This is a genomic window from Amycolatopsis sp. NPDC024027 (assembly GCF_040638975.1).
Taxonomy (GTDB): domain Bacteria; phylum Actinomycetota; class Actinomycetes; order Mycobacteriales; family Pseudonocardiaceae; genus Amycolatopsis.
The window spans coordinates 144,149-165,573 of sequence record NZ_JBEZYY010000008.1 but is presented as its reverse complement, the minus strand read 5'-3'; the positions used below and the strand labels follow the sequence as shown (position 1 = coordinate 165,573).

Annotated in this window: 21 protein-coding genes; 9 read left to right on the top strand and 12 right to left on the bottom strand. The window is 72.3% G+C overall.

All coding sequences use genetic code 11. The features are described from left to right. Positions 1–117: 117 nt before the first annotated feature. Genes AB0F52_RS21650 through AB0F52_RS21640 form a run of 3 tightly spaced genes read right to left on the bottom strand, consistent with a single transcriptional unit; the run spans position 118 to position 3,625 of the window. Positions 118–1,386 (bottom strand): aspartate aminotransferase family protein, encoded by a 1,269-nt coding sequence (locus tag AB0F52_RS21650; protein ID WP_360173640.1) that lies wholly within the window; start codon positions 1,384–1,386, stop codon positions 118–120. 32 nt (positions 1,387–1,418) lie between these two features. Then, the gene (locus AB0F52_RS21645; protein ID WP_360173637.1) at positions 1,419–2,600 is read right to left on the bottom strand and encodes a CoA transferase; all 1,182 of its coding nucleotides are present in this window, start codon (positions 2,598–2,600) and stop codon (positions 1,419–1,421) included. Between the two features lie 38 nt (positions 2,601–2,638). Beyond that, a complete protein-coding gene (locus tag AB0F52_RS21640) occupies positions 2,639–3,625 on the bottom strand; it encodes a helix-turn-helix domain-containing protein (protein WP_360173634.1) in 987 nt (328 codons plus the stop codon). 86 nt (positions 3,626–3,711) lie between these two features. On the opposite strand from AB0F52_RS21640, the gene AB0F52_RS21635 reads away from it, so the two are divergent. Next, a complete protein-coding gene (locus tag AB0F52_RS21635; protein WP_360173631.1) occupies positions 3,712–3,987 on the top strand; it encodes a hypothetical protein in 276 nt (91 codons plus the stop codon). Here AB0F52_RS21635 and AB0F52_RS21630 read toward each other — a convergent pair. From AB0F52_RS21630 to AB0F52_RS21605, 6 genes are read right to left on the bottom strand one after another with little or no spacing between them, the layout of a single operon-like run. Next, a complete protein-coding gene (locus AB0F52_RS21630) occupies positions 3,906–4,619 on the bottom strand; it encodes a GntR family transcriptional regulator (RefSeq protein ID WP_360173628.1) in 714 nt (237 codons plus the stop codon). The two genes, AB0F52_RS21635 and AB0F52_RS21630, sit on opposite strands and share 82 nt — an antisense overlap. A gap of 4 nt (positions 4,620–4,623) precedes the next feature. After that, positions 4,624–5,409 carry an SDR family oxidoreductase gene (locus tag AB0F52_RS21625; RefSeq protein WP_360173625.1) on the bottom strand — a complete coding sequence of 262 codons (786 nt, stop codon included), beginning with the start codon at positions 5,407–5,409 and terminating at the stop codon, positions 4,624–4,626. A gap of 2 nt (positions 5,410–5,411) precedes the next feature. Then, positions 5,412–7,121: a hydantoinase B/oxoprolinase family protein gene (locus tag AB0F52_RS21620; protein ID WP_360173622.1), complete on the bottom strand. Its 1,710-nt coding sequence runs from the start codon at positions 7,119–7,121 to the stop codon at positions 5,412–5,414. Then, on the bottom strand, positions 7,118–9,136 hold the full coding sequence (locus tag AB0F52_RS21615; protein WP_360173619.1) for a hydantoinase/oxoprolinase family protein: 2,019 nt from the start codon (positions 9,134–9,136) through the stop codon (positions 7,118–7,120). The genes AB0F52_RS21620 and AB0F52_RS21615 overlap by 4 nt, the downstream gene beginning before the upstream one ends. Further along, positions 9,133–10,755: a thiamine pyrophosphate-binding protein gene (locus AB0F52_RS21610; RefSeq protein WP_360173616.1), complete on the bottom strand. Its 1,623-nt coding sequence runs from the start codon at positions 10,753–10,755 to the stop codon at positions 9,133–9,135. Before AB0F52_RS21610 ends, AB0F52_RS21615 begins: the two co-directional genes overlap by 4 nt. A 44-nt stretch (positions 10,756–10,799) precedes the next feature. Continuing rightward, positions 10,800–11,975 (bottom strand): FAD-binding oxidoreductase, encoded by a 1,176-nt coding sequence (locus AB0F52_RS21605; protein WP_360173613.1) that lies wholly within the window; start codon positions 11,973–11,975, stop codon positions 10,800–10,802. 81 nt (positions 11,976–12,056) lie between these two features. Here AB0F52_RS21605 and AB0F52_RS21600 point away from each other — a divergent pair, with 81 nt between their 5' ends. From AB0F52_RS21600 to AB0F52_RS21570, 7 genes are all read left to right on the top strand, one after another. After that, positions 12,057–13,421: a wax ester/triacylglycerol synthase family O-acyltransferase gene (locus AB0F52_RS21600; RefSeq protein WP_360173610.1), complete on the top strand. Its 1,365-nt coding sequence runs from the start codon at positions 12,057–12,059 to the stop codon at positions 13,419–13,421. 127 nt (positions 13,422–13,548) lie between these two features. Continuing rightward, positions 13,549–13,635, top strand: coding sequence for a pyrroloquinoline quinone precursor peptide PqqA (gene pqqA, locus AB0F52_RS21595; protein ID WP_043776987.1), 87 nt, complete (start codon positions 13,549–13,551; stop codon positions 13,633–13,635). Between the two features lie 3 nt (positions 13,636–13,638). Next, on the top strand, positions 13,639–14,328 hold the full coding sequence (pqqC, locus tag AB0F52_RS21590; protein ID WP_360173607.1) for a pyrroloquinoline-quinone synthase PqqC: 690 nt from the start codon (positions 13,639–13,641) through the stop codon (positions 14,326–14,328). Further along, positions 14,325–14,591 carry a pyrroloquinoline quinone biosynthesis peptide chaperone PqqD gene (gene pqqD, locus AB0F52_RS21585; protein WP_360173604.1) on the top strand — a complete coding sequence of 89 codons (267 nt, stop codon included), beginning with the start codon at positions 14,325–14,327 and terminating at the stop codon, positions 14,589–14,591. The genes pqqC and pqqD overlap by 4 nt, the downstream gene beginning before the upstream one ends. Next, the gene (pqqE, locus tag AB0F52_RS21580) at positions 14,582–15,646 is read left to right on the top strand and encodes a pyrroloquinoline quinone biosynthesis protein PqqE (RefSeq protein ID WP_360173601.1); all 1,065 of its coding nucleotides are present in this window, start codon (positions 14,582–14,584) and stop codon (positions 15,644–15,646) included. The genes pqqD and pqqE overlap by 10 nt, the downstream gene beginning before the upstream one ends. Further along, positions 15,643–16,470, top strand: coding sequence for a pyrroloquinoline quinone biosynthesis protein PqqB (gene pqqB, locus AB0F52_RS21575; RefSeq protein WP_360173598.1), 828 nt, complete (start codon positions 15,643–15,645; stop codon positions 16,468–16,470). Before pqqE ends, pqqB begins: the two co-directional genes overlap by 4 nt. 165 nt (positions 16,471–16,635) lie before the next feature. Next, positions 16,636–17,859, top strand: coding sequence for an MFS transporter (locus AB0F52_RS21570; protein ID WP_360173595.1), 1,224 nt, complete (start codon positions 16,636–16,638; stop codon positions 17,857–17,859). Between the two features lie 2 nt (positions 17,860–17,861). On the opposite strand, the gene AB0F52_RS21565 is transcribed toward AB0F52_RS21570, so the two are convergent. The 3 genes from AB0F52_RS21565 to AB0F52_RS21555 are packed head-to-tail and all read right to left on the bottom strand — an operon-like array spanning position 17,862 to position 20,555. Then, positions 17,862–18,119, bottom strand: a complete 258-nt coding sequence (locus tag AB0F52_RS21565) for a hypothetical protein (protein WP_360173592.1) — start codon at positions 18,117–18,119, stop codon at positions 17,862–17,864. Positions 18,120–18,177: 58 nt separating this feature from the next. Further along, positions 18,178–19,560 carry an amidase gene (locus AB0F52_RS21560; protein ID WP_360173589.1) on the bottom strand — a complete coding sequence of 461 codons (1,383 nt, stop codon included), beginning with the start codon at positions 19,558–19,560 and terminating at the stop codon, positions 18,178–18,180. Beyond that, positions 19,557–20,555: a D-2-hydroxyacid dehydrogenase gene (locus tag AB0F52_RS21555; RefSeq protein WP_360173586.1), complete on the bottom strand. Its 999-nt coding sequence runs from the start codon at positions 20,553–20,555 to the stop codon at positions 19,557–19,559. Before AB0F52_RS21555 ends, AB0F52_RS21560 begins: the two co-directional genes overlap by 4 nt. Positions 20,556–20,656: 101 nt before the next feature. On the opposite strand from AB0F52_RS21555, the gene AB0F52_RS21550 reads away from it, so the two are divergent. After that, complete coding sequence (locus AB0F52_RS21550; RefSeq protein WP_103334780.1) at positions 20,657–21,397, top strand: Asp/Glu/hydantoin racemase; 741 nt, start codon at positions 20,657–20,659, stop codon at positions 21,395–21,397. The last annotated feature ends 28 nt before the right edge of the window (positions 21,398–21,425 follow it).

The window sequence follows — 21,425 nt, the reverse complement described above, 5'->3', positions numbered from 1 at the left end:
GGGGCCGGGGGCCGGGATGAGGCTAGGTCGGCGGCGGGCTGGGGGGACGTCGCCGGCACAAGCGTCATGAATGACTCATTCCTGACATCCGACGCCAGGAATGAGTCATTCATGACGTCACACCTGCGCCGCCAGGCGGTTTAGCGCCTTCGGCAGGGCCGTCGCCACGATGTCCAGCTCCGGCTCGGCCGCCACCAAGGGCGGCGAGACAGCCACGCCACGCCCCAGGTTCCGCACGATCACGCCCTCGTCCCGGCACGCTCGCTGCAGCTTCACCGGGGCTCCCGGGTCCGCATCCAGCACCTCCGCCGTCAGCTCCACCGCAGCCAGGAAACCCAGTCCGGCCCGGACCTCCGCCACCAGCGAGTGCCCGCTGACCCCCGACACCGCGTCGGCCAGGGGTTTCTCCAGCTCGCGACCGCGGGGGATCAGCCCGTCGCGCTCGTAGATGTCCAACGTCGCCAACCCGGCCGCGCAGGCCACCGGGTGGCCCGCGTACGTCGGGCCGTGGCGGAAGATCGGGGCTCCGGGCTCACCCGTGAAGAACGGCTCGGCCACCCGCGGGGACACCACCAACGCGCCCAGCGGGATCGTTCCGCCCGTGATGCCCTTCGCCGTCGTGATCAGGTCCGGCCGCACCGGCCAGCGATCGATCCCGAACCACGTGCCGAGCCGGCCCCAGGCCGCGATCACGCAGTCCGCCACGAACAGCACCTCGTGCCGGCGGCAGATCGCCGCCACCTCCTCGAGATAACCCTCCGGCGGGAGCAGCACGCCGCCCGCGCCGATCACCGGTTCGCAGAAGAACGCCGCCACGCGGGCCGCGCCGACCCGCTGGATCTCCGCCTCCAGTGCCGCCGCGTCGTCGTAGGGGACGTGCGAAAACTCCGGTGGCTGCGGGCCGACGCCGGCCGCGTTCGCCGGGATTCCGCCCACGGCCGTGCCGAATCCGTGCGTTCCGTGGTAGCCCTGGGCCCGGCCGATCACGTGCACCTTCTCCGGCCGCCCCGTCTGGGCGAAGTACGCCCGCGCGAGCTTCACCGCCGTGTCGATGACGTCGCCGCCGCCCGAGCCGAAGAACACCTTAGAACCCTGCTCCGGCGCCAGGGCCGCGACGCGGTCCGCCAGCTCGATCGCCGGCCGGTTCGCGTTGTAGCCGAACAGGTTCCACGAGTCGAGCTCCCCCAGCTGGCGGGAGACGGCTTCGGTGATCTCCGGGCGGCCGTGGCCGAAGTTCGCGTACCAGAGCGACGCCGTCGCGTCGAAGTACCGGCGGCCCGCGTCGTCCCAGACGTACGAGCCCTCGCCGCGGGTGATGACCATCCGGTCGCCGTCGACCGCGCCCATGTCGGCGAACGGGTGCCACAGGGCGTGCTGTGCTGACATCGGTCCTCCTCAGTCCTGCCCCATCCCTACCATCAGTCCAGGAACTCCGCGATCTCGTCCGGCGAGTACCCGAGCTCGGCCAGCACTTCCGCGGTGTGCTGCCCCAGGGTCGGCGGGGCGGACGTCGGCCGGGCCGGGGTGTCCGACGCCTTGACCGGGAAGCCCGTGCCCACGTAGGTCCCCACCGTCGGGTGCGGCAGCCGGACCACCTGCTCGCGCGCGGCCGCCCACGGGTCCGCGTAGACGTCGTCGATCTCGTTGACCGGGGCCGCCGGGATGCCCGCCGCGTCGAACGCCGTCATCCACTCGGCCGCCGGGCGGGTCAGGAGCACCGGTTCCAGCAGCGCGTTGAGCTCGTCGCGGTGCGCAGAACGAAGAGCGTTCGAGGAGAACCGCGGATCGGAAGCGATGTCCAGGCCGAGCACCCCGCAGAACGCGTGCCACAGCTTTTCGCTGCCCACCGCGATGATCAGCCAGCCGTCGGCGACGTGGTACCCCTGGTACGGGACGATGCTCGGGTGCGCCGAGCCCATCCGGCGCGGCCGTGGCGCGTCGTAGAACACCGCGCCCGCGGCATACACGTGCCAGGCCAGCTGACTGTCCAAAAGGGACACGTCGAGGTACTGGCCGCGGCCGGTCGTGTGCCGGGCCTGCAGCGCCATCAGCACGCCGATGATCGCCCACGTCCCCGCGTTCAGGTCCGCCACCGGCAGCCCGACCTTCGCCGGCGCGCCGTCCGGCTCGCCGGTCAGCGACATCACGCCGCCGAGGGCCTGCGCCACCAGGTCGTACCCCGCGCGGTCGCGGTACGGGCCGGTCTGCCCGAACCCGGTGATCGACACGTGGATCAGCCGCGGGTTCAGCGAAGACAGCTCGTCGTACCCGATGCCCCACTTCTCGAGCGTCCCCGGGCGGAAGTTCTCGACCAGGACGTCGGCGTCCGCGACCAGCCGCCGGAGGGCTTCGCGGCCGCGGCCGCTCTTGAGGTCGAGCACGATCCCGCGCTTGTTCCGGTTCGCCGCCAGGTAGTAGACGGCCTCGTCGCCGACGAACGGCGGCCCCCAGCCGCGGGTGTCGTCGCCGTGGCCCGGCGGCTCGACCTTCACCACGGCCGCGCCCATCTCGCCGAGGTACTGGGTGCAGTACGGCCCGGCGAGGATGCGGGAGAGGTCGACGACCTTGATCCCGTCCAGCGGGCGGACAGCAGGGGGCATCGACGGCTCCTCCTCGGGCTCGGGGTCGGGCCCCCTTTCTACCCGGACACGTCCCCTTCGAGCAGCGTGCCGGCCTGGGCGGTCCGCCGGTAGAGCACGTACCGCCCGTCCCGGACCTTGCTGACCAGGCCCGCCCGGTGCAACGCGCTCAGGTGGTAGGAGACGGTGCCCGGGCTGTACCCGGTCCGGGTGGCGAGCTCGGCGGTCGACCGCGCGGGTTCGAGGTCGGCCAGCAGCGCCGCCCGGGCCGCGCCGACGACCGGCGCGATCCGGCCCGGCCGGTGGCCGGTGCCCGTGCCGACCCCGTGGGCCGGGTAGCGGAGGACGACCTGGCCGGGGACGTCGATCTGGATGCTGATGACGGGCCAGCTGAGCACGCCCGGCGCGAGGACCAGCTCCCGGCCGGAGACGTCGGCCTCGCCGTCGAACGGCTTCACGACCGTGATGGTGTCGCCGGCCCAGCCGATGGTGGGGTGCAGGCCGCCGAGCACCCCGCCGACGCCGTGCCGGGCGATGGCCCGCGCGCGGTGGGTGATGTCCCGGTCGAGGACCGCGTGCAGGCCGGCCCAGTCTTCGGCCAGCGCGTCCCGCCAGAACCGGGCGAGGCCGTTGGCCAGCCGGCGCGGCAGCGTCCCCGACTCCACGCTCCGCCGGGCCGCGACCGGCACCGGCCGGGCCCAGTGGACCTGCGTGTGGGCCAGCACCTGGGCCTCGACCTCGTCCTGCGTGGTCGCCTCGATCCGCGCGATCTGCTCCTCGAGCAGGTCCCGGTGCCGGGTCGCCGTGCCGGGCTGCGGGGTGAGCAGGTCCGGGGTGTAGACCTCGCCGGGCCGCGGCAGCAGGTCCAGGAGCAGGGCGACGTCCGGGTGGGACAGCGCCGCGCGGGCGAGCGGGCCGGGATCGCCGAACACCGGGTGCCGCCCCGCGTCGGCGGCCAGCTTCAGCCAGGCGAGGGACTCCGCCGCCAGCGACGGGGAAAACCGTGTCCTGGCCACCGTCTCGGCATCGACCCGCAGCTTGAACACTTCACCGACGGTAGCAGCCGGGACGGTGGATTTGAACCGGCTCGAATCCTTTCCGGCCGGGCCTTGTCCCGGGGTTGAGTGGGGTGGTGTGCTTCCGACGTGCGGGGATCGTCGTCACCGTGGCCGCCGTGCTGCTCGCCTCGGCACCGGCCGCCACGACCCGCGCCGCCGGGCCGCCCGCCGCCGGCTACCGCGCGTGTTCCGTCTTCCGCACGATCGCCTGGCACAGCTGGGCGGCCGGCGCCGACGGGCGGTACCACCTCGTCACCGTCCGCCGGCCCTACTCGTTCAGCGTGGTGTTCCCGGTTTCCGGCACCGGGGCGCTGAGCTCGAGCAGCCGGGCTTCGGCGTCCCGCAGGTAGCGGTCCAGCGCGGCCTCGGCGGCGTCGAACCGGCCGCGGCGCAGGTCGCGCAGGATCTGCTCGTGGCAGTCCAGGAACGGCTCGTAGAACTCGCGCGTGTTCTCGTTGAGCACGAAGAACAACCGCGTCTCGGCGAGCACCTGGCGCATCGTCGCGGACAGGCGCTCGCTGCCCGCCAGGTCCGCGAGGGCCTGGTGGAAGTGGATGCTGGCGGTGCCGACCGACGGCCAGTCCTCGGCCGCCGCCGCCGTCCGGCCGTCCCGGAGCGCCTGCTCGACCACCGAAAGATCCACTGTGGACAGCTCGGCCGCCCGGCGCAGGGCCCCGCATTCGGTCGTGCGGCGCACGACGTAGAGGTCCTCGATGTCCTCCGTCGTCAGCTCGCGCACGAACACGCCGCGGTTCAGCTCGTGCACCGCCAGGCGCTCGTGGGCGAGCAGCTGGAACGATTCGCGCAGCGTGTTGCGTGAGACGCCGAGCGCCGAGCTGATCACCGGCTCGGACAGCCGTTCACCGGGGGCGAAGACGCCGTCGGTGATGTACTGGCGCAGGATGGCGGCGACCCGCTCGGCCGTGCCGCTGCGCTCGAGCCGGTGCCGCGCACTCTCCAATCCCGAGGCATCGACGGTCACGGCACTACCTGACGCCGAGTTCGAAGTCGAGGCTGTACCGGTTGCCCGGCATCGCCCCCGCGGCCTTCGCGCCGTCGATCGGCAGCACGACGCCGTTGACGAACCGGGACTCGTCGCTCGCCAGGAAGACCACGGCCTTCGCGACCTCCCAGGCCTCGCCGACCCGCGCCGCGGGCGTGCTCGCGACCAGCTGGTGCTGCTTGGCCTCGAACTCATCGGGCGAGTTGAGCGTGCTGCGCAGCATGTCGGTGTCGATCGCGCCGGGGTTCACCGTGTTGGCCCGGATGCCCTGGTGCGCGTGGGCGACGGCGAGGGACTTCGTGAGCCCGACCAGCGCGTGCTTGGTGGCGTTGTACACCGGGTCGCCGGGGCGGCCCATCACGCCGCCGTTCGACGACGTCGTGATGATGCTGCCGGCCTTTCGTTCGATCATGTGCGGCAGCACCGCGCGGGTGCCGAGGAAGGCGGCCCGCACGTTGAGCGCGAAGACGTGGTCGAACTCGGCCAGCGTGGTGTCCACAAGGGACTTCCCGAGGTGGATGCCGACGTTGTTGAACAGCACGTCGATGCGGCCGGCCTCGGCGATCACCCCGTCGACGAACGCCGTCACGGCGGCCTCGTCGGTGGCGTCCACCATGGCGTGGCGGTAGCCGTCGAGCGCTTCCGCGGGCTCGCGGATGTCGGAAGCGAAGACGGTCGCGCCTTCGGCGAGGAACTCCTTCACCGTGGCGAGTCCGATGCCCCGCGCACCGCCGAAGACCACCGCGACCTTGCCGGCCAACCGACCCATGTTCACTGCCCCGCTCTCAGTCGTGCTGTCTGCTCTTCGTCCACCGCGTAGTCCTCGGGCAGCCGGACGAGCGCGTCCGGGTCCCCGAGGTAACGCACTTCGACGCCGTACACCTCGCGCGCCGCGGCCACCGAGACGTACCCCTCGACGACGTCGGCGAACACCGCCGCCACCGGCCGCGCGGACGGCGGCCCGTACCCACCGCCGCCCGGCAGCGTGACGTCCACGACGGACTCCGCCGCCAGCGGTACCCGGCTCTTCGCGGGCAGGTCCGCCCCGCCGCGCAGGCCGAACCGGCCGGGAGCGCCGGGTTCCCCGCCGTCCACGCCGGACGCCGCGGCGCGCACCCGGTCGACGTTGCCGTTGACGCCCCAGGAAGTCACGCCGAGTGCGCCCATCGTGGTCACCTGTCCGAGGCCGCCGCGCCACCGGCCGGCGCCACCGGAGTCCACGCGCAGTGCCCGGGTGTGCTGGATCAGCGGCGCCATGGTTTCGATCACCTCGGTCGGCGTCGACCGCAGGCCGCTCGGGAACCCCGTGGTGGACAGGCCGTCCTTGTCCGCCCGCGCGCCCATCCCGCCGGTCTGGAAGACGTTCAGCATGAACCCGGGCCCGCGCCAGATGGTCATCCACAGCGCGTCCGCGCTCGGCGCGATCGCCGTAACCGCCGCACTGGGGAGCGCGCCGATCAGCAGCGACGGCAGGAAGTGCCCGATCAGGTGCCGGGACGCGACCGGTGCCGGTGGCCGGCAGTTCAGCACCGAGCCTTCGGGCGCGGTGACGTGCACCGGCCGGAACGACCCGGCGTTGTGCGGCACCTCCGGCGAGATCGCCGCCTTGACCGCGAACGACGCATAAGCCCGCGTGTAGTTCAGAACCACGTTGATCCCCCGGCGGCTCTGCGGCGAGGAACCGGCGAAGTCGAGGTGGATCCCGTCACCGTCCACAGTGGCCGTGACGCGCAGGACGATCTCTTCGTCGTCGAAGCCGTCGGTGACGATCTCGTTGGTGTACGTCCCGTCGGGCAGCTCCCGCAGCGCGTCGCGCAGCGCCCGCTCCGAGCGGTCCATGATCTCGGCGGCGACTTCGTCCAGGCCGTCGAGACCGAGCTCGTCCAGCAGCCGCAGCAGGCTGGCCGCGCCTACCTCGTTGCCGGTGACCTGCGCGTACAGGTCGCCGATGGTCTCTTCCGGCGTCCGGACGTTGGCCCGGATCAGCCGTTCCAGGTCGGCGTTGACCTCGCCCGCGCGCAGGAACTTCAAGATCGGCAGGCGCAAGCCCTCTTCGAACACCTCGTGAGCCTCGGCGGACACCAGCCGCCCGCCGATGTCCGGGGCGTGGCAGCACGAGGCGAACCACGCGACCAGCCGGCCGTTCCGGAACACCGGGGTCGCCACCGTGATGTCGTTGAGCTGGCCCGCGGTCTGCCACGGGTCGTTGGTGAGCAACACATCGCCCGGTTCGAGGGTCTCCGGCGGGTACGCCGCGACGAAGTGGTGCATGCCGGTCGCCATCGCGTTGATGTGCCCCGGCGTGCCGCCGACGGACTGGCCGATCATCTCGCCGCGCGAGTCGAACACCGCGCACGCGAGGTCGAACGACTCCCGCACGACCGCGGAGAAGGCGGTGTTGACCAGCGCGTTCTGCTGCTCGGCGAGGATCGAGTGCAGCCGGTTGCCGAACAACCCGGCCAGGATGGGGTCGACAGTCACACTGTCACCTCCACCGCGCCGTCACCCCGGACAACGCAGTGCGCACCGGGCGGGACGACCACAGTGGACTCGCGTTCCTCCACGATGGCCGGTCCGTCGACACGGGTTCCCGGCACCAGCCGGTACCGGTCGAACACCGCCGTGTCGACAAATCCACCCGGCGAGAAGTACGCCTTGCGCGTGCCCTTGCGCGCCTCCCCCGGCGCGTCGGACGAGGCCAGGCGGAGGGCTACGACCGGCTTCGGCCCGCTCGAAACGACCCGCCAGTTCAGCACCTCGACGCCCACCGCGGGTCCGGTGCGCCGGTAGAGCGCGCGGTAGGTGCGGGTGAACTCGTCGACCAGCGTTCCCGGCCATGGCCCGTCGTGGATCGGAACGCGGATCTCGTAGCCCTGCCCGGCGTAGCGCATTTCGGCGATGCGCCGGTGCGTCACCTCGTCCACTCCGGACTTCTCCAGCAGCGCCGCGCCCTCGGCTTCCATCTCGGCGAACAGCGCGTCGACCTGCTCCCACGCCAGGTCGTGGACGACCGCGCGCGCCGACCGCACGAAGTCGAACGCCAGCGGCGCGGTGAGGAACCCGGCCGCGCTCAGCACCCCGGCGGCGGGCGGCGCGACAACCGAGGGCGCTCCCAGCGCTCGCGCGACGCCGACGCCGTGCACCGGGCCGGCCCCGCCGAAGGTGTACATCGGCAGCTTCACCGGGTCGTGCCCGCGCTCCACGGCGTGCACCCGCGCGGCGTTGGCCATTTCTTCGTTGACGCTCGTGTGGATGCCCCAGGCGGCCTCTTCGACGCTCACGCCGAGCGGATCGGCGATCTTTTCGCGGAGCACTGCTCTCGCGGCGTCGGCGTCCAGGCGCATGCCGCCGCCGAGGAAGTAGCCCGCGTCGAGGTAGCCGAGCACGAGGTCGGCGTCGGTGACCGTGGGCTCGGTGCCGCCGCGGCCGTAGCAGACCGGGCCGGGCTCGGACCCCGCCGAATCGGGGCCGGCGGTGAGCAGGCCCAGCGCGTCGATCCGGGCGATCGAGCCGCCGCCGACGCCGATCTCGATCATGTCCGTGACCGGCACCCGCACCGGCAGCCCGGAGCCGGGCAGCAGCCGGTACTTGCGGTCCACCTCGAACTGGTGCGTCACCAAAGGCGTGCCGCCGGCGATCAGGCACAGCTTCGCCGTGGTGCCGCCCATGTCGAAGGCCAGCAGGTCGGCCGGGCCCACCGCGGCCGCCGCGAGCGCCCCGCCCGCCGGCCCGGACTCGAGGATGCGGATCGGGTGCCGGGCCGCGGTGTCCACCGTGGCCAGCCCGCCGTTGGACAGCATGATGTGCGGCGCGCGGCCGATCCCCAGCCGGCGCAGCCGCTGTTCGAGGTCGCGCAGGTAGCGCTCGGTGAGGTCCTGCACGTAGACGTTGGCGACCGTCGTCGACGCCCGCTCGAACTCGCGGATCTCCGGGACGACTTCGGACGACAGCGCCACCCGCAGCGAGGGCGCGACCTGGGCGAGGATCTCGCCCACCCGGCGTTCGTGCACCGGATTCGTGAAGGCGTGCAGGAAGCAGACCGCGACGGCCTCGATCCCGCGGTCCGCCAGCTCCCGGCCGAGCCGGGCGACGCACTCCTCGTCGAGTCCGATGTGGACCGACCCGTCGGCGAGGATCCGCTCCGGGACGTCGAAGCGCAGGTGCCGCGGCACGAGCGGCGCGGGCAGTTCCAGGTGCAGGTCGTAGAGCTCGTACCGGTGCTCGCGGCGCATCTCCAGGACGTCGCGGAAGCCGGCGGTGGCCAGCAGCGCGGTGCGCGAGCCCGTGCGCTCGATCAGCGCGTTCGTGACCAGCGTCGTCCCGTGCACCACCTGCTCGACGGCGCCGAGGTCCGGCAGCAGCGCGGCCAGGCCCTCCTCGACCGCCCGGGCCGGTTCGTCGTGCGTGGTCAGGACCTTGCCGACGGCGACGATCCCGGTTTCGTCCACCGCGCAGAGATCGGTGAACGTGCCACCGATGTCGACGCCGATCCTCATGTCCGGTACCACCGCGGCGACGTGTTGAGCGGCGGCTTGAGCTTGGCCTTCACGACCAGCACGTTCGGCTCGTCCGACTCGACGAACTCGCCGAGCAGCCGCCGGAACGCGCGCCCGAAGCCGGAGACGCGGTCGGCGTGGATCCCGAAGGAGCGGGCGAGACCGACGAAGTCCGGGCTGTCCCAGTCGACCCCGCGGTGCGGCAGGCCCTCGCGGTCCTGGTCGTAGCGGAGCATCCCGTACCCGCCGTCGTCGACCAGGACGACGGTGACCGGCAGCTGCTCCTGGGCCAGCGTCGCCAGATCGCCGCAGCCGTAGAGGAAACCGCCGTCGCCGGTGATGCAGATGGCGCGCCCGGTGCCGGCCGCGGCGGCGCCGAGCGACGCCGGGAAGCCGTAGCCGAGGGTACCCCAGCCCATCGGGTAGGCGAGCTTGCGCGGCGCCCGCACCCGGTGGAAGCCGCCGACCCAGTACCCGGCGACGCACATGTCCGAGACGAGCACGGCGTCCGTCGGCAGCACCTCGTCCAAAGTGGACAGCAAGTCGTAGGCCTGCGGTTCCTCGTCGCGGATCCGCTGGCGCACGCGCCGGCCGATCCCGGCCAGCCGCAGCGTCATGTCGTCGAGCCCGGCCCGCTGCTTCGGCAGCAGCCGCTCGACGATCGAGCGAGCGTCCCCGACGAGCGTCAGCTCGGGCTGGTAGTTCTTGGCGGCGTCGTCGGCGTCGACGTTGACCGCGATCAGCTGGGGCGGCTTCGGCATCCGCCAGTTCTGCGTCATCAGGCCGTCGAAGTCGGTGCCGATGGCGAGCACGACGTCGGCTTCGTCCCACAGCTCGCCGACCTCCGGGGTGTGCACCGGGTTCGGCGCCAGGCACGGGTGGTCGAGCGGGAGCAGCCCGCGGGCGGCGAACGTGGTGATCACCGGCGCGGCGAGCTTCTCGGCGAGGGCCCCGATCGCGTCGCCCGCGCCCGACCGCAGCGCGCCGCCGCCGGCCCAGATCAGCGGGTGCCGCGCGTCCGACAGCATCGCCTCGGCCCGCGCGAGGTCGGGGACGTCGACGTCGGGCTTGCGGTGCGGCGCGGGCGGACGGCGGTGCGGCACCTGTTCGCGCAGGTAGTCGGTGGGCACGCCGAGGTAGACCGGGCCGCTCTGCGGCAGCTGCGCGAGCCGGGCGGCGCGGTGGACGGTGGTGCCGATCTGGTCGGCGGCCCGCACGGTGAAGCCGCCCTTGGTGACCGGCGCGAACATCGCCTGCTGGTCGGAGGTCTCGTGCAGCACGCCGCGGACGACGCCGGGCCGCCGCAGCGTCGAGGGGATGTCGGTGGCGATGACCAGCACCGGGGCCGCGGACGCCATGGCCTCGCCGACCGCGCCGAGGGTGTTCGCCGCACCCGGGCCGGTGGTGACCAGCGCGACGCCGAGCTTGCCGGTGGCGCGCGCGTAGCCGTCGGCGGCGTACCCGGCGGTCTGTTCGTGGCGGACCCCGACGAGCTTGATGCGGGTTTCACCGAGCGCCTCCCACAGTGGCAGGTTGTGCACCCCCGGAAGGCCGAAGACGATCTCCGTTCCGAGCGCTTCCAGCGCGTCCACCAGCTCCCGAGCACCACTCACAGCCACGACCCGGATACTGCCAGATCGTTGAACGATCTGGCAATCGGCCCCTAGACGATGTTGAGCTCGGCCCTCGCCGCACCCGTGGCGAACCGGCGGACGTCGAGCTCGGCGATGTCCACCGCCGGCCGTCGTCGCAGGTAGAGGTCCCGGACCAGCTCGCCGGCGGCCGGGCCCATCTGGAAGCCGTGGCCCGAGAAGCCGGTCGCGTAGAAGAACCGCGACAGCGGGACGCTTTCCCCGATGATCTGGTTGCGGTCCGGCGTCATTTCGTACAGCCCGGCCCAGGCCGTCCGGACGCCGGCGTCGAGCACGGCGGGGATCCGGCGGCCGGCCAGCTCGGCCAGCCGCGGCAGCCACTCGCCCGGCTCGTACCGCGTGCCGAAGCCCGGGACGCCGTCGTCCTCCGAGAACGACATCGCCAGGCCGGGGCCTTCGCGGTGGAAGTAGAACGCCGACGGCATCTCGATGGTGAGCGGAACCGATGCCGGCAGCCCGGGCACCGGTCCGGTGAACACGACCTGCCGCCGGAACGGGCGCACCGGCAGGTCCAGCCCGGCCAGCTCGCCGATCCGGCCCGACCACGCGCCGGCCGCGCACACCACCGCGCCGGTCCGGACGAACCCCGCCGTCGTGACCACGCCGGTCAGCTCGTCGCCGTCGCGCTCGATCCCGGTGACTTCGACGCCGGTCCGCAGCGTCGCCCCGTGTGCGCGGGCCGCTCTCGCGTAGCCCTGGACGACCGCGTCCGGCGTCGCCTTGGCGTCATCCGGTGACCAGAGGGCGGCCACGACGCCGTCGGTCCCCACCAGCGGGAGCACCTTCTTCGCCTCGCCGGGGTCGAGCAGGTGGCTGCGGACGCCGTACTCGCGCTGCAGCTCGGCGCAGCGTTCGAACGCGGGCACGTCGGCCGGGTCCGTGACGAGGTAGAGGTAGCCGTCGCGGCGGAAGTCGATCTCGGTGCCGAAGTCCCGGGAGAAAGCGCTGTACCCGGCCAGCCCGCGCAGGCCGAGCTCGACGTTGACGCGGCTGGTGAACGACGACCGGATGCCGCCCGCGGCCTTCGCCGTCGAGCCGCCGCCCAGCTCGCCGCGCTCGAGGAGCAGCACGCGCACTCCGGCTTCGGCGAGCCGGAACGCGCAGCTGACGCCGATCACGCCACCGCCGATCACGACGCAGCCGGCCGTCGGTGGCAAGGACGTTTCCCCGGCGCCGCGGGTGGTCATACCCGCCAGAGTAGAACGTGATCCACCGGCGGCCACCGAGCGCGTAGAGTCGGCGTGCCGAGCTTGAGAAGGTGATGTCCCATGGCGATGATGCCCGTGACCGATTCGATGTTCCTCCTCGTCGAAACGCGCGAGCATCCGATGCACGTGGGCGGTCTGCAGCTGTTCAAGAAACCCGAGGGCGCCGGCGACGACTACCTCCGCGACGTCCGGGCCAACCTCCTCGAATCGGACAACATGCGCTCGGTGTTCCGGCGCCGCCCGGCCCGGCCGGTCACCACGATGGGGCACGTGGCTTGGGCGAACGACACCGAGCTCGAGCTCGACTACCACTTCCGGCACTCGGCGCTGCCGCGGCCGGGCCGCGTCCGCGAGCTGCTGGAGCTGACGTCTCGCTGGCACAGCACCCTGCTCGACCGGCACCGGCCGCTCTGGGAGACCCACCTCATCGAGGGGCTCGACGACGGCCGGTTCGCCGTCTACACCAAGGTCCACCACGCGCTGATGGACGGCGTTTCGGCGCTGCGCCAGCTGCAGGGCACGCTGTCGGACGATCCCGCGGACATGGATTGCCCGCCGTGGTGGGGCAGCCGGCGCAAGCCGGGGGAAGAACGCGTGAAGCGCCCGCGGTCGTTCCTGCAGACCGCGGGCAAGACGGCCAACCAGCTCGCGGGCTTGGCGCCCGCCGCGATGAAGGTGGCGCGGGAGGCGTTCGGCGAGCACACCCTGACGCTGCCGGGACAGGCGCCGAAGACGATGTTCAACGTGTCGATCGGGGGCGCGCGGCGGTTCGCGGCGCAGAAGTGGCCGCTGGACCGCGTCCGCCAGGTGGCGACCGCGGCCGGGGTTTCGCGCAACGACGTCGTGCTCGCGATGTGCTCGGGCGCGCTGCGGGACTACCTCATCGAACAGCGCGCGCTGCCGGACGCGCCGCTCATCGCGATGGTGCCGGTGTCGCTGCGGCGCCAGAACGACCCCGGCGAGGCGGCGGGCAACAACATCGGCGCGCTGCTGTGCAACCTGGCCACCGACCTGCCGGACGCGGGCAAGCGGCTCGTCACGATCCACCAGTCGATGCGCAACGGCAAGCGGCTGTTCTCGGAGCTGACGCCGCTGCAGACGCTGCTGCTCTCGGCGGTCAACGTCGCCCAGCTCGGCGTCTCGCCGATCCCGGGCGTCGTCAAGAACACCCGGCCGCCGTTCAACCTGGTGATCTCGAACGTGCCCGGCCCGCGCAAGCAGATGTACTGGAACGGTGCCCAGCTCGACGGCATCTACCCGGCGTCGGTGCTGCTCGACGGCCAGGCCGTGAACATCACGCTGACCAGCAACGGCGACCACCTCGACTTCGGTATCACGGGCTGCCGCCGCAGCGTCCCGCACCTGCAGCGGATCCTGACACACCTCGACACGGCCTTGGTGGAACTCGAAGCTGCGGTAAGGTAGCCCGCTCACCGACACGTCGGCTCCCCCATCGGAAGGAATCTTTCCGAAAGCGGGGCGAAAATTCTGGTCAGTCCCTGCGCGCGCTCTTAGGGTGACGGCGATCAGCCCCCGGAAAGAGGAGCAGGACATGACCGAGGAGTGGACGACCCCCGACTTCGTCGAGTACGAAACCCCGATGGAGGTCACCGCCTACGCGGCCCGCATGGCGGACTGACGGATGCCGGTCGAGCCACTCACGGAAAGCGCATTCATCGACGCCCTGCGCGGTCTGTCCGGCCGGTACTGGGGAACGCACCCGTTCCACCGCCGGCTGCACGCGGGCGAGCTCGACGAGCGCGCGCTGCGGATCTGGGCGGCGAACCGCTGGTACTACCAGTGCGTGCTGCCGCGGAAGGACGCGGCGATCATCAGCAACTGCCCGCTGCCGGAGATCCGCCGCCAGTGGCTCGACCGGATCGTCTACCACGACGGTGTGAGCGCCGGCACCGGCGGGATCGAACGCTGGCTGCGGCTCTGCACGGCGGTCGGCCTGGACCGCGACGAGGTTCTCGATGAACGGCACGTCACTCCCGGCGTCCGCTTCGCCGTGGACGCCTACGTGACCTTCGCGCGGACGAAACCCTGGTGGGAGGCCGTCGCGTCGGGACTGACCGAGATGTTCGCCGGGCACCTCATGCAGCAACGGGTGGCGGACATGCTCGCGCACTATTCGTGGATCGACCGGGAAGACCTCGCCTACTTCACCAACCGGATCGACAAGGTCGCCGGCGAAGGCAAGGACACCCTCGACATCGTGGTCCGCCACTGCGTCACGCGCGAACAGCAGGACCGCGCGATCGCCGCGCTGGCGTTCAAGTGCGACGTCCTGTGGTCGATGCTCGACGCGATCGAGCGGGCGGCCGCGTGATCACCGCCGATTCGGTCCCGCAGCTGCGCCGCGGCGTGCGGCTGTCCTTCGACCACGTGAGGGAGACGCACGTGCTGCTGTTCCCCGAGGGCGTCCTGGTGCCGAACGCCACCGCGGCCGCGGTGCTCGAACTCTGCGACGGCACCCGGTCCGTCACCGAAATCACGACGGCGCTTTCCGGTCGGTACTCCGGCGTGGTCGCCCAGGACGTCCTGTCCGTGTTGTCCCGGCTGGGCGAACGGCGGGTCGTCGCATGGACGTGAGCCCGCCGCTGGGCCTGCTGGCCGAGCTGACCCACCGCTGTCCGCTGCACTGTCCTTATTGCTCGAACCCGGTGGAACTGACCACCCGTGACGCCGAACTGTCCACTGCGGACTGGATGTCGGTGCTGTCGCAGGCGCGCGAACTCGGCGTGCTGCAGGTGCACATGTCCGGCGGTGAGCCGTTGCTGCGGCCGGACCTGCCTTCACTGGTGTCGCACGCGAGCGGGCTCGGCTGCTACGTCAACCTCGTGACGTCCGGGCTCGGCCTGACGGCTTCGCGGCTCGACGACCTCGTCGAGCGCGGGCTGGCGCACGTCCAGCTGTCGGCGCAGGGCGCGACCCGGGAGCGGGCCGACCTGCTGGCCGGCGCGAAGGCGCACGACCGGAAGCTGTTTGCGGGTGCGCTGGTGAAGGCGTCCGGGCTGCCGCTGTCGCTGAACGTCGTGCTGCACCGGCGCAACCACGACCAGCTGGCCGGCATCATCGAGCTGGCCGAGCGGATGGGCGCGGACCGGCTGGAGCTGGCGAACACGCAGTACTACGGCTGGGCGTTGCGCAACCGCGACGCGCTGATGCCGACGGCTTCGCAGCTGGCCGCCGCCGAGCCGGTGGTGCGCGCGGCGATCGCGCGCTTGCGGGGCACGATGGAAATCGTCTACGTCGTCGCCGACTACCACGAGCCGTACCCGAAGCCGTGCATGTACGGCTGGGGTGCGCGGCAGCTGACGGTGGCCCCGGACGGCACCGTGCTGCCGTGCCCGGCGGCGTCGGCGATCTCGACGCTTTCGCTGTCCTCGGTGCGGGACACCCCGCTGGCCGAGATCTGGTACGACTCGTCGTCGTTCAACGCCTACCGCGGCGAGGACTGGATGACCGAACCGTGCCGCACGTGCGACCGCCGCGGCCTCGACTTCGGCGGCTGCCGCTGCCAGGCGTTCCTGCTCACCGGCGACGCCGCGGCCACGGACCCGGTGTGCTCGCGCTCGCCCGGACGCGGCGCGGTCGATCTGATCTTGTCCCGTCCCCCGGTGGCCGACCTGGTCATGCGCCGGTGAAGGTGATCCTGCTGGGCACCGCGGCGGGCGGCGGATGTCCACAGTGGAACTGCGCGTGCCGCCTCTGTGTTTCGGGTCTGGAGCCGCGCTCGCAGGACTGCGTCGCCATCAGCGCGGACGGCGCCGGCTGGTACCTGCTCAACTGCTCCCCGGACATCCGGGCGCAGATCCTCGGGACGCCGGAGCTGCGGGCCGGGCCGGGGCCGCGTGAGATCCCGCTGCGCGGGGTGCTGCTGACGGACGCCGAACTCGACCATTCGCTGGGCCTGCTGATGCTGCGCGAGTCGGGCGGGCTCCCGGTGTGGGCACCACCGGCGGCGCTGTCCGCGCTGTCACCGTTCCGCGCCATCGTGGACGGCTACGGCGGCTGGACGTGGTCGTCCGTTGTGGACGTTCCGGGGTTGCGGGTCGAGGTGCTGCCGGTGAGCGACAAGCGGCCGAAGTACGCCCCGGCCGGTTCCGGCGGGCCGTGGGTGGTCGCCTACCGCATCTCGGACCCGGCGACGGGCGGTGTGCTGGTGTACGCGCCGTGCCTGCGGAGCTGGCCTGCCGGGTTCGACGAGTTCGTCGCGGACGCTTCTCTCGTGCTGCTGGACGGGACGTTCTACGCGCCGGACGAGATGGCCGGGGTGGGCGGCCCGGACCAGCTCGCGATGGGGCACCTGCCGATCACCGCGATCCTGCCCCGGGTGGCCGGGCGGCCCTGGGCGTTCACGCACGTCAACAACACGAACCCAGCGCTCGACCCGGCGTCGCCCGAGCACGCCGCGGTGCTGGCCGCGGGCGCTTCGCTGCCTTTGGATGGCACGACGTACGTGCTTTAAGCCGTTGACAGCGATGGTTGGCTGAAGCCATGTGCCTCCCGGGTGCCCAGCGCCGATGAGCGCTCCCGTCCCCCGCCGGCCCGCTGCCGCGTCGATGAGCGCTCCTTTCCGCCACCGGCCTGGGGTCGGGCGGCGGCCACGTCCTCTCCGGCCAGAGCCGCGCCCGTGACCACCTCACTCGTCGCCCCGCTGCGGGAAGCTCCGTTCCGCGCCCTCGTCACCGGCCGGAGCCTGGCCCACTTCGGGAACGCCGTTGCTCCCTTCGCGCTCGCCTTCGCCGTCGTCGATCTCACCGGGTCCGCCGTCGATCTCGGGCTCGTCGTCGGGGCTCGTTCGCTCGCCAACGTGCTTCTGCTGCTGTTCGGCGGGATGCTGGCCGACCGGCTGCCGCGGTCGGTCATCCTGCAGGGCACCGAAACCGCCGCCGCTCTCACCCAGGCCGCCGTGGCCGCGAGTGTCCTCTGTGGATTCGCCTCGATCCCGCTGCTGGCCGGGCTCGGGTTCGTCAACGGCGCCGTCTCGGCCATCTCGCTGCCCGCGGCCGCCGCCCTCACGCCGTCGACCGTGCCCGGCGCACTGCTCACCCAGGCGAACGCCCTGGTCCGGCTGCTGTCGAACACCGGCCGCATCGCCGGAGCCGGCCTGGCCGGCGTCCTCGTCGCCTTCGCCGGCTCCGGGTGGGCGCTCGCCGGGAACGCGCTGCTCTTCCTCGCCGCCGCGCTGGCTTACCGGCGGATCCGGCTGCCGCGCGGCGAACGCGTTCCGGGCAGCCGTCCGCTCGCCGAGCTCGCCGAAGGCTGGCGGGAGTTCCGCGCCCGCGCGTGGGTGTGGCTGGTGGTGCTGCAGTTCATGATCGTCAACGCGGTGACCGCCGGTGCGCTGCTGGTGATCGGCCCGCTCGTCGCCGACGACACCTTCGGCCGCACCGGCTGGGGGTTCGCGCTGGCCACGCAGACCGCGGGGTCGCTGCTCGGCGGCGTCCTCGCCGCCCACTGGCAACCGCGGCGGATGCTCTTCACCGGCGTCGCGGTGGTCATGGCCGCGGCGCTGCCGATGCTGGCCCTGGGTCAGACGCCGTACCTGCTGCCGCTGCTGGCCGCGATGTTCCTCTCGGGCGTCGCGCTCGAACAGTTCTCCGTCGCGTGGGACGTGTCGCTGCAGGAGAACATCCCGCCGGACAAGCTCGCCCGCGTCTACTCCTACGACATGCTCGGCTCGTTCGTCGCGATGCCGCTCGGCCAGGTCACCGCGGGCCCGCTGGCCGAACACGCCGGCCGGTCGGCGACGCTCTTCGGCGGCGCGGCCCTGGTCGTCGTCGCGACGGCGTTGGTGCTGTGCAGCTCGCAGGTGCGGGGGCTCGTCCGCCGGGCACCGGCCGGCCCGGGCTGACGCTACCGGCCCACGCGCGGCCCGGACGTCAGGTCGCGGTGGCCGTCGAGACGCCACCAGCTCTCCAGCGTCTCGCGCAGGGCCTTCAGCAGTTCACCGCCGGTCTCCAGCGGCACCAGCGCCGCCCGGCCGTCGTCCACCCGCAGCGCGGCGGCCAGCCGGTCGCCCTGCTCGATCAGGCCGACGACCACCCGCATCGGCTCCCCGGTGACGTCGACGGTCGGGATGGCTCGTTCGTACCGCCAGCCTTGAGCGTTCATCCGGCCGAGAGTGGCACAGCTTCCCCGGCTCCGGTCCGGGTTTCACCCTCACGTGTGGTCAGGCGGCCGCCCAGGGCCGCACTTCCTCCAGCAGCTTCGCCACGGCCAGCACGAGGTCGTCCGAGTGCCGCGGCCCGACGATCTGCAGGCCGACCGGCAGTCCCGCCGACGTGCGCCCGGCCGGCACGCTGATCGCCGGCTGCTGGGTCATGTTGAACGGGTACGTGAACGGCGTCCACTCCGGCCATTCGCTCAGCCCGCTGCCCGGCGGCACGTCGTGCCCGGCCTCGAACGCCGCGATCGGGATGGCCGGCGTGATCAGCACGTCGTAGCGGGTGTGGAACTCGCCCATCCGGATGCCCAGCGCGGCGCGCTCGGCGGTCGCGTCGAGGTAGTCGCTCGCCGTCCACTTCTTGCCGAGTTCCCAGACCCGCCGCAGCCCGGGGTCGGTCCGCTCCTCGGACCCGGGCGGGAACGAGTCCAGCAGCTTCGCCGCCCCCGAAGACCACAGGACATCGAACGCCGGCTTCGGGTCGGCGAACCCGGGGTCGGTCTCCTCGACGTGCAGGCCGGCGTCCCCCAGCGCGCGGACCGCGGCCGCGACGATCGCGGCCACCTCCGGGTCGACGTCGACGTAGCCGAGCGTCGGCGAGAACGCGGCGATCAGCCCGCGCACGTCCCGCCGGACGGCCTCCCGGAACGACCCCACCGGCGGCGCCAGCGCGGCCGGGTCGCGGGGGTCGGGCAGCGACAGGACGTCCAGCAGCAGCGCGGTGTCGTCCACCGACCGCGCCATCGGGCCGGCGTGCGAGAGCGGGCCGAACGGGCTCGCCGGGTAGAGCGGGATCCGGCCGTGGGTGGGTTTCAGCCCGACGATGCCGCAGAACGACGCCGGGATCCGCACCGAGCCACCGCCGTCCGTGCCGACCGACAGCTCGCCCATCCCGGCCGCGACGGCCGCGGCGCTGCCGCCGCTCGACCCGCCCGCCGTCTTCGACGGGTCGGCCGGGTTGCGCGTGATGCCGCACAGCGGGCTGTCGGTGACGCCCTTCCACCCGATCTCGGGCGTGGTCGTCTTGCCCAGCAACACCAGGCCGGCCTCGCGCATCCGCGCGGCGACCGGGCTGTCGACGTCCCACGGCTGGTCCGGGTCGATGCTCTTCGAGCCCCGGACGGTCGGCCAGCCCTGGGTGAGGAACATGTCCTTGATCGACGACGGCACGCCGTCGAGCCACCCGATCGGGTTACCATCCCGCCAGCGGACCTCGGACGCCTTCGCCTGCTCCAGCGCGCGATCGGCGTCGACGAGGCAGAAGGCGTTGCACTCGCCGTCCCGGGCTTCGATGGCCTGCAGGGCGTTCTGCGTCGCCTCGACCGGCGAAAGCTCGCCGGTCGCGTAGGCGGCGACGAGCTCGCTGGCGGTCAGCATCCTGTCGTTCATCCGGCTCCCTGGTTCCCCGACGGCACGTAGCCGAGCGTCTTGTCGACGACATTGCGCAGCGGCTCCCCAGCGCGCCAGCGGCGGAAGTTTTCGGTGAACACCTCGACCAGCGTGTGCCGCCAGCCGACGAAGTCCCCGGACATGTGCGGCGAGATCAGCACGTCCGGCAGCGTCCACAGCGGGCTTTCGGCCGGCAGCGGCTCGGTGTCGAAGACGTCGAGCGCGGCCCCGGCGATGGTCTTGCTTTCGAGCGCCGCGACCAGGTCGGAGGTGACGACCAGCTCGCCCCGGCCCACGTTGACGAACCGCGCCGACGGCTTCATCACGGCGAACGCGCGCGCGTCGAACATGCCCTTCGTGTGCTCGGTCAGCGGCGCGACCGCGACGACGTAGTCGGCGTGCGGCAGGATTTCGGTGAGCCGCGCGGACTCGTGCACCACGCCGAAGTCGGGGTCACCGGTGCGCTCACGGCGCCCGGCGCCACTCACCCGCATCCCGGCCGCGCGCAGCAGCCGCGCGATGGCCCGGCCGATCGGCCCGGTGCCGACGACCACCACCTCCCGCCCGGCGATCCGCTCGCTTTCGCGGTGCAGCCAGCGGCCCTCGCGCTGCAGGTCGTGCGAGCGCGCGAAGTCCTTCGCGAAGGCGAGTACGACGCCCAGCACGTACTCCGCGATGGCGTCGTCGAAGACACCCCGCGAGTTCGTCAGGACCACGTCGCTCTCCCGCAGCCCGGGGAACAGCACGGGGTCGACCCCCGCACTGGCGATGTGCAGCCAGCGCAGCCGGTCGGCCGCGTGCCACGCGCCGGGCACGGCCGTGGAGAGGAAGTCGTAGACGAAGAGGGCGTCCGCTCCGGACAACGCATCGGCAAGGCCCGCCGCGTCCGTGTAACGCACGACCGCCCCGGATTCGACAGCACGCATGTCCGGTGGGCGGGACTCGCCGCAGAGCACGGCCAGGACGGGAGCTTCCCGGTGTTCCGAGGCGATCACGTTGACACGGTAAAAGTCACTCGTATGATTGTCAACAATCCGAGGAACGACCCCCGGAGCACCGGACGTGTCAAGTACGGACGTATTCCGGAGGCTGAGCCTTGGATTTCGACTTCCTGGCGTTCGACGGCCCGCTGGCGCAACGCGGCATCGGCGTCATCGCGCCCTTCGACCTCGCCCTGGAGCGCGAGCTCTGGCGCTGGGTGCCGATGGAGGTGTCCCTCCACCTCGCCCGCACGCCGTACGAGCCCGTGCCGGTCAGCATGGAGATGGCCCGCCTGGTCAGCGACAGCCACCACCTGGCCAGCGCGACCCGCGACGTGCTGCACGTCGAGCCCGAGGTCGTCGCCTACCTCTGCACGTCGGGCAGCTTCGTCAACGGCGTCGACTACGAGCGCTCGCTGACCAAGGCGATCTGCGACGCCGGCGCGCCGGACGCCGTCACCACCTCCGGGGCGCTGGCCGAAGTGCTGCACCAGCTCGACCTCCACCGCGTCTCCGTGCTCACCCCCTACGACGCCGACCTGACCGCCGCCCTGCACGGCTTCCTCGCCGAACTGGATGTCGCGACCGTCGCCAGCGACCACCTCGGCCTGGGCGGCGGCATCTGGAAGGTCAGCTACCGGACCATCGCCGAGCGCATCCTCGCCGCCGACCACGGCGACGCCGAAGCGATCTTCGTCAGCTGCACCAACCTCCCCACCTACGACCTGATCGAACCCCTGGAAGCCGCGCTCGGCAAACCGGTGCTCACCGCCAACCAGCTGACGATGTGGGCGTGCCTGCGCCGGATGCACCTCCCCATCGTCGGACCCGGGAGGTGGCTTCGTGACGTGTCGTGACGGTTTTCCTTGACCTTCCCTCTAGGAT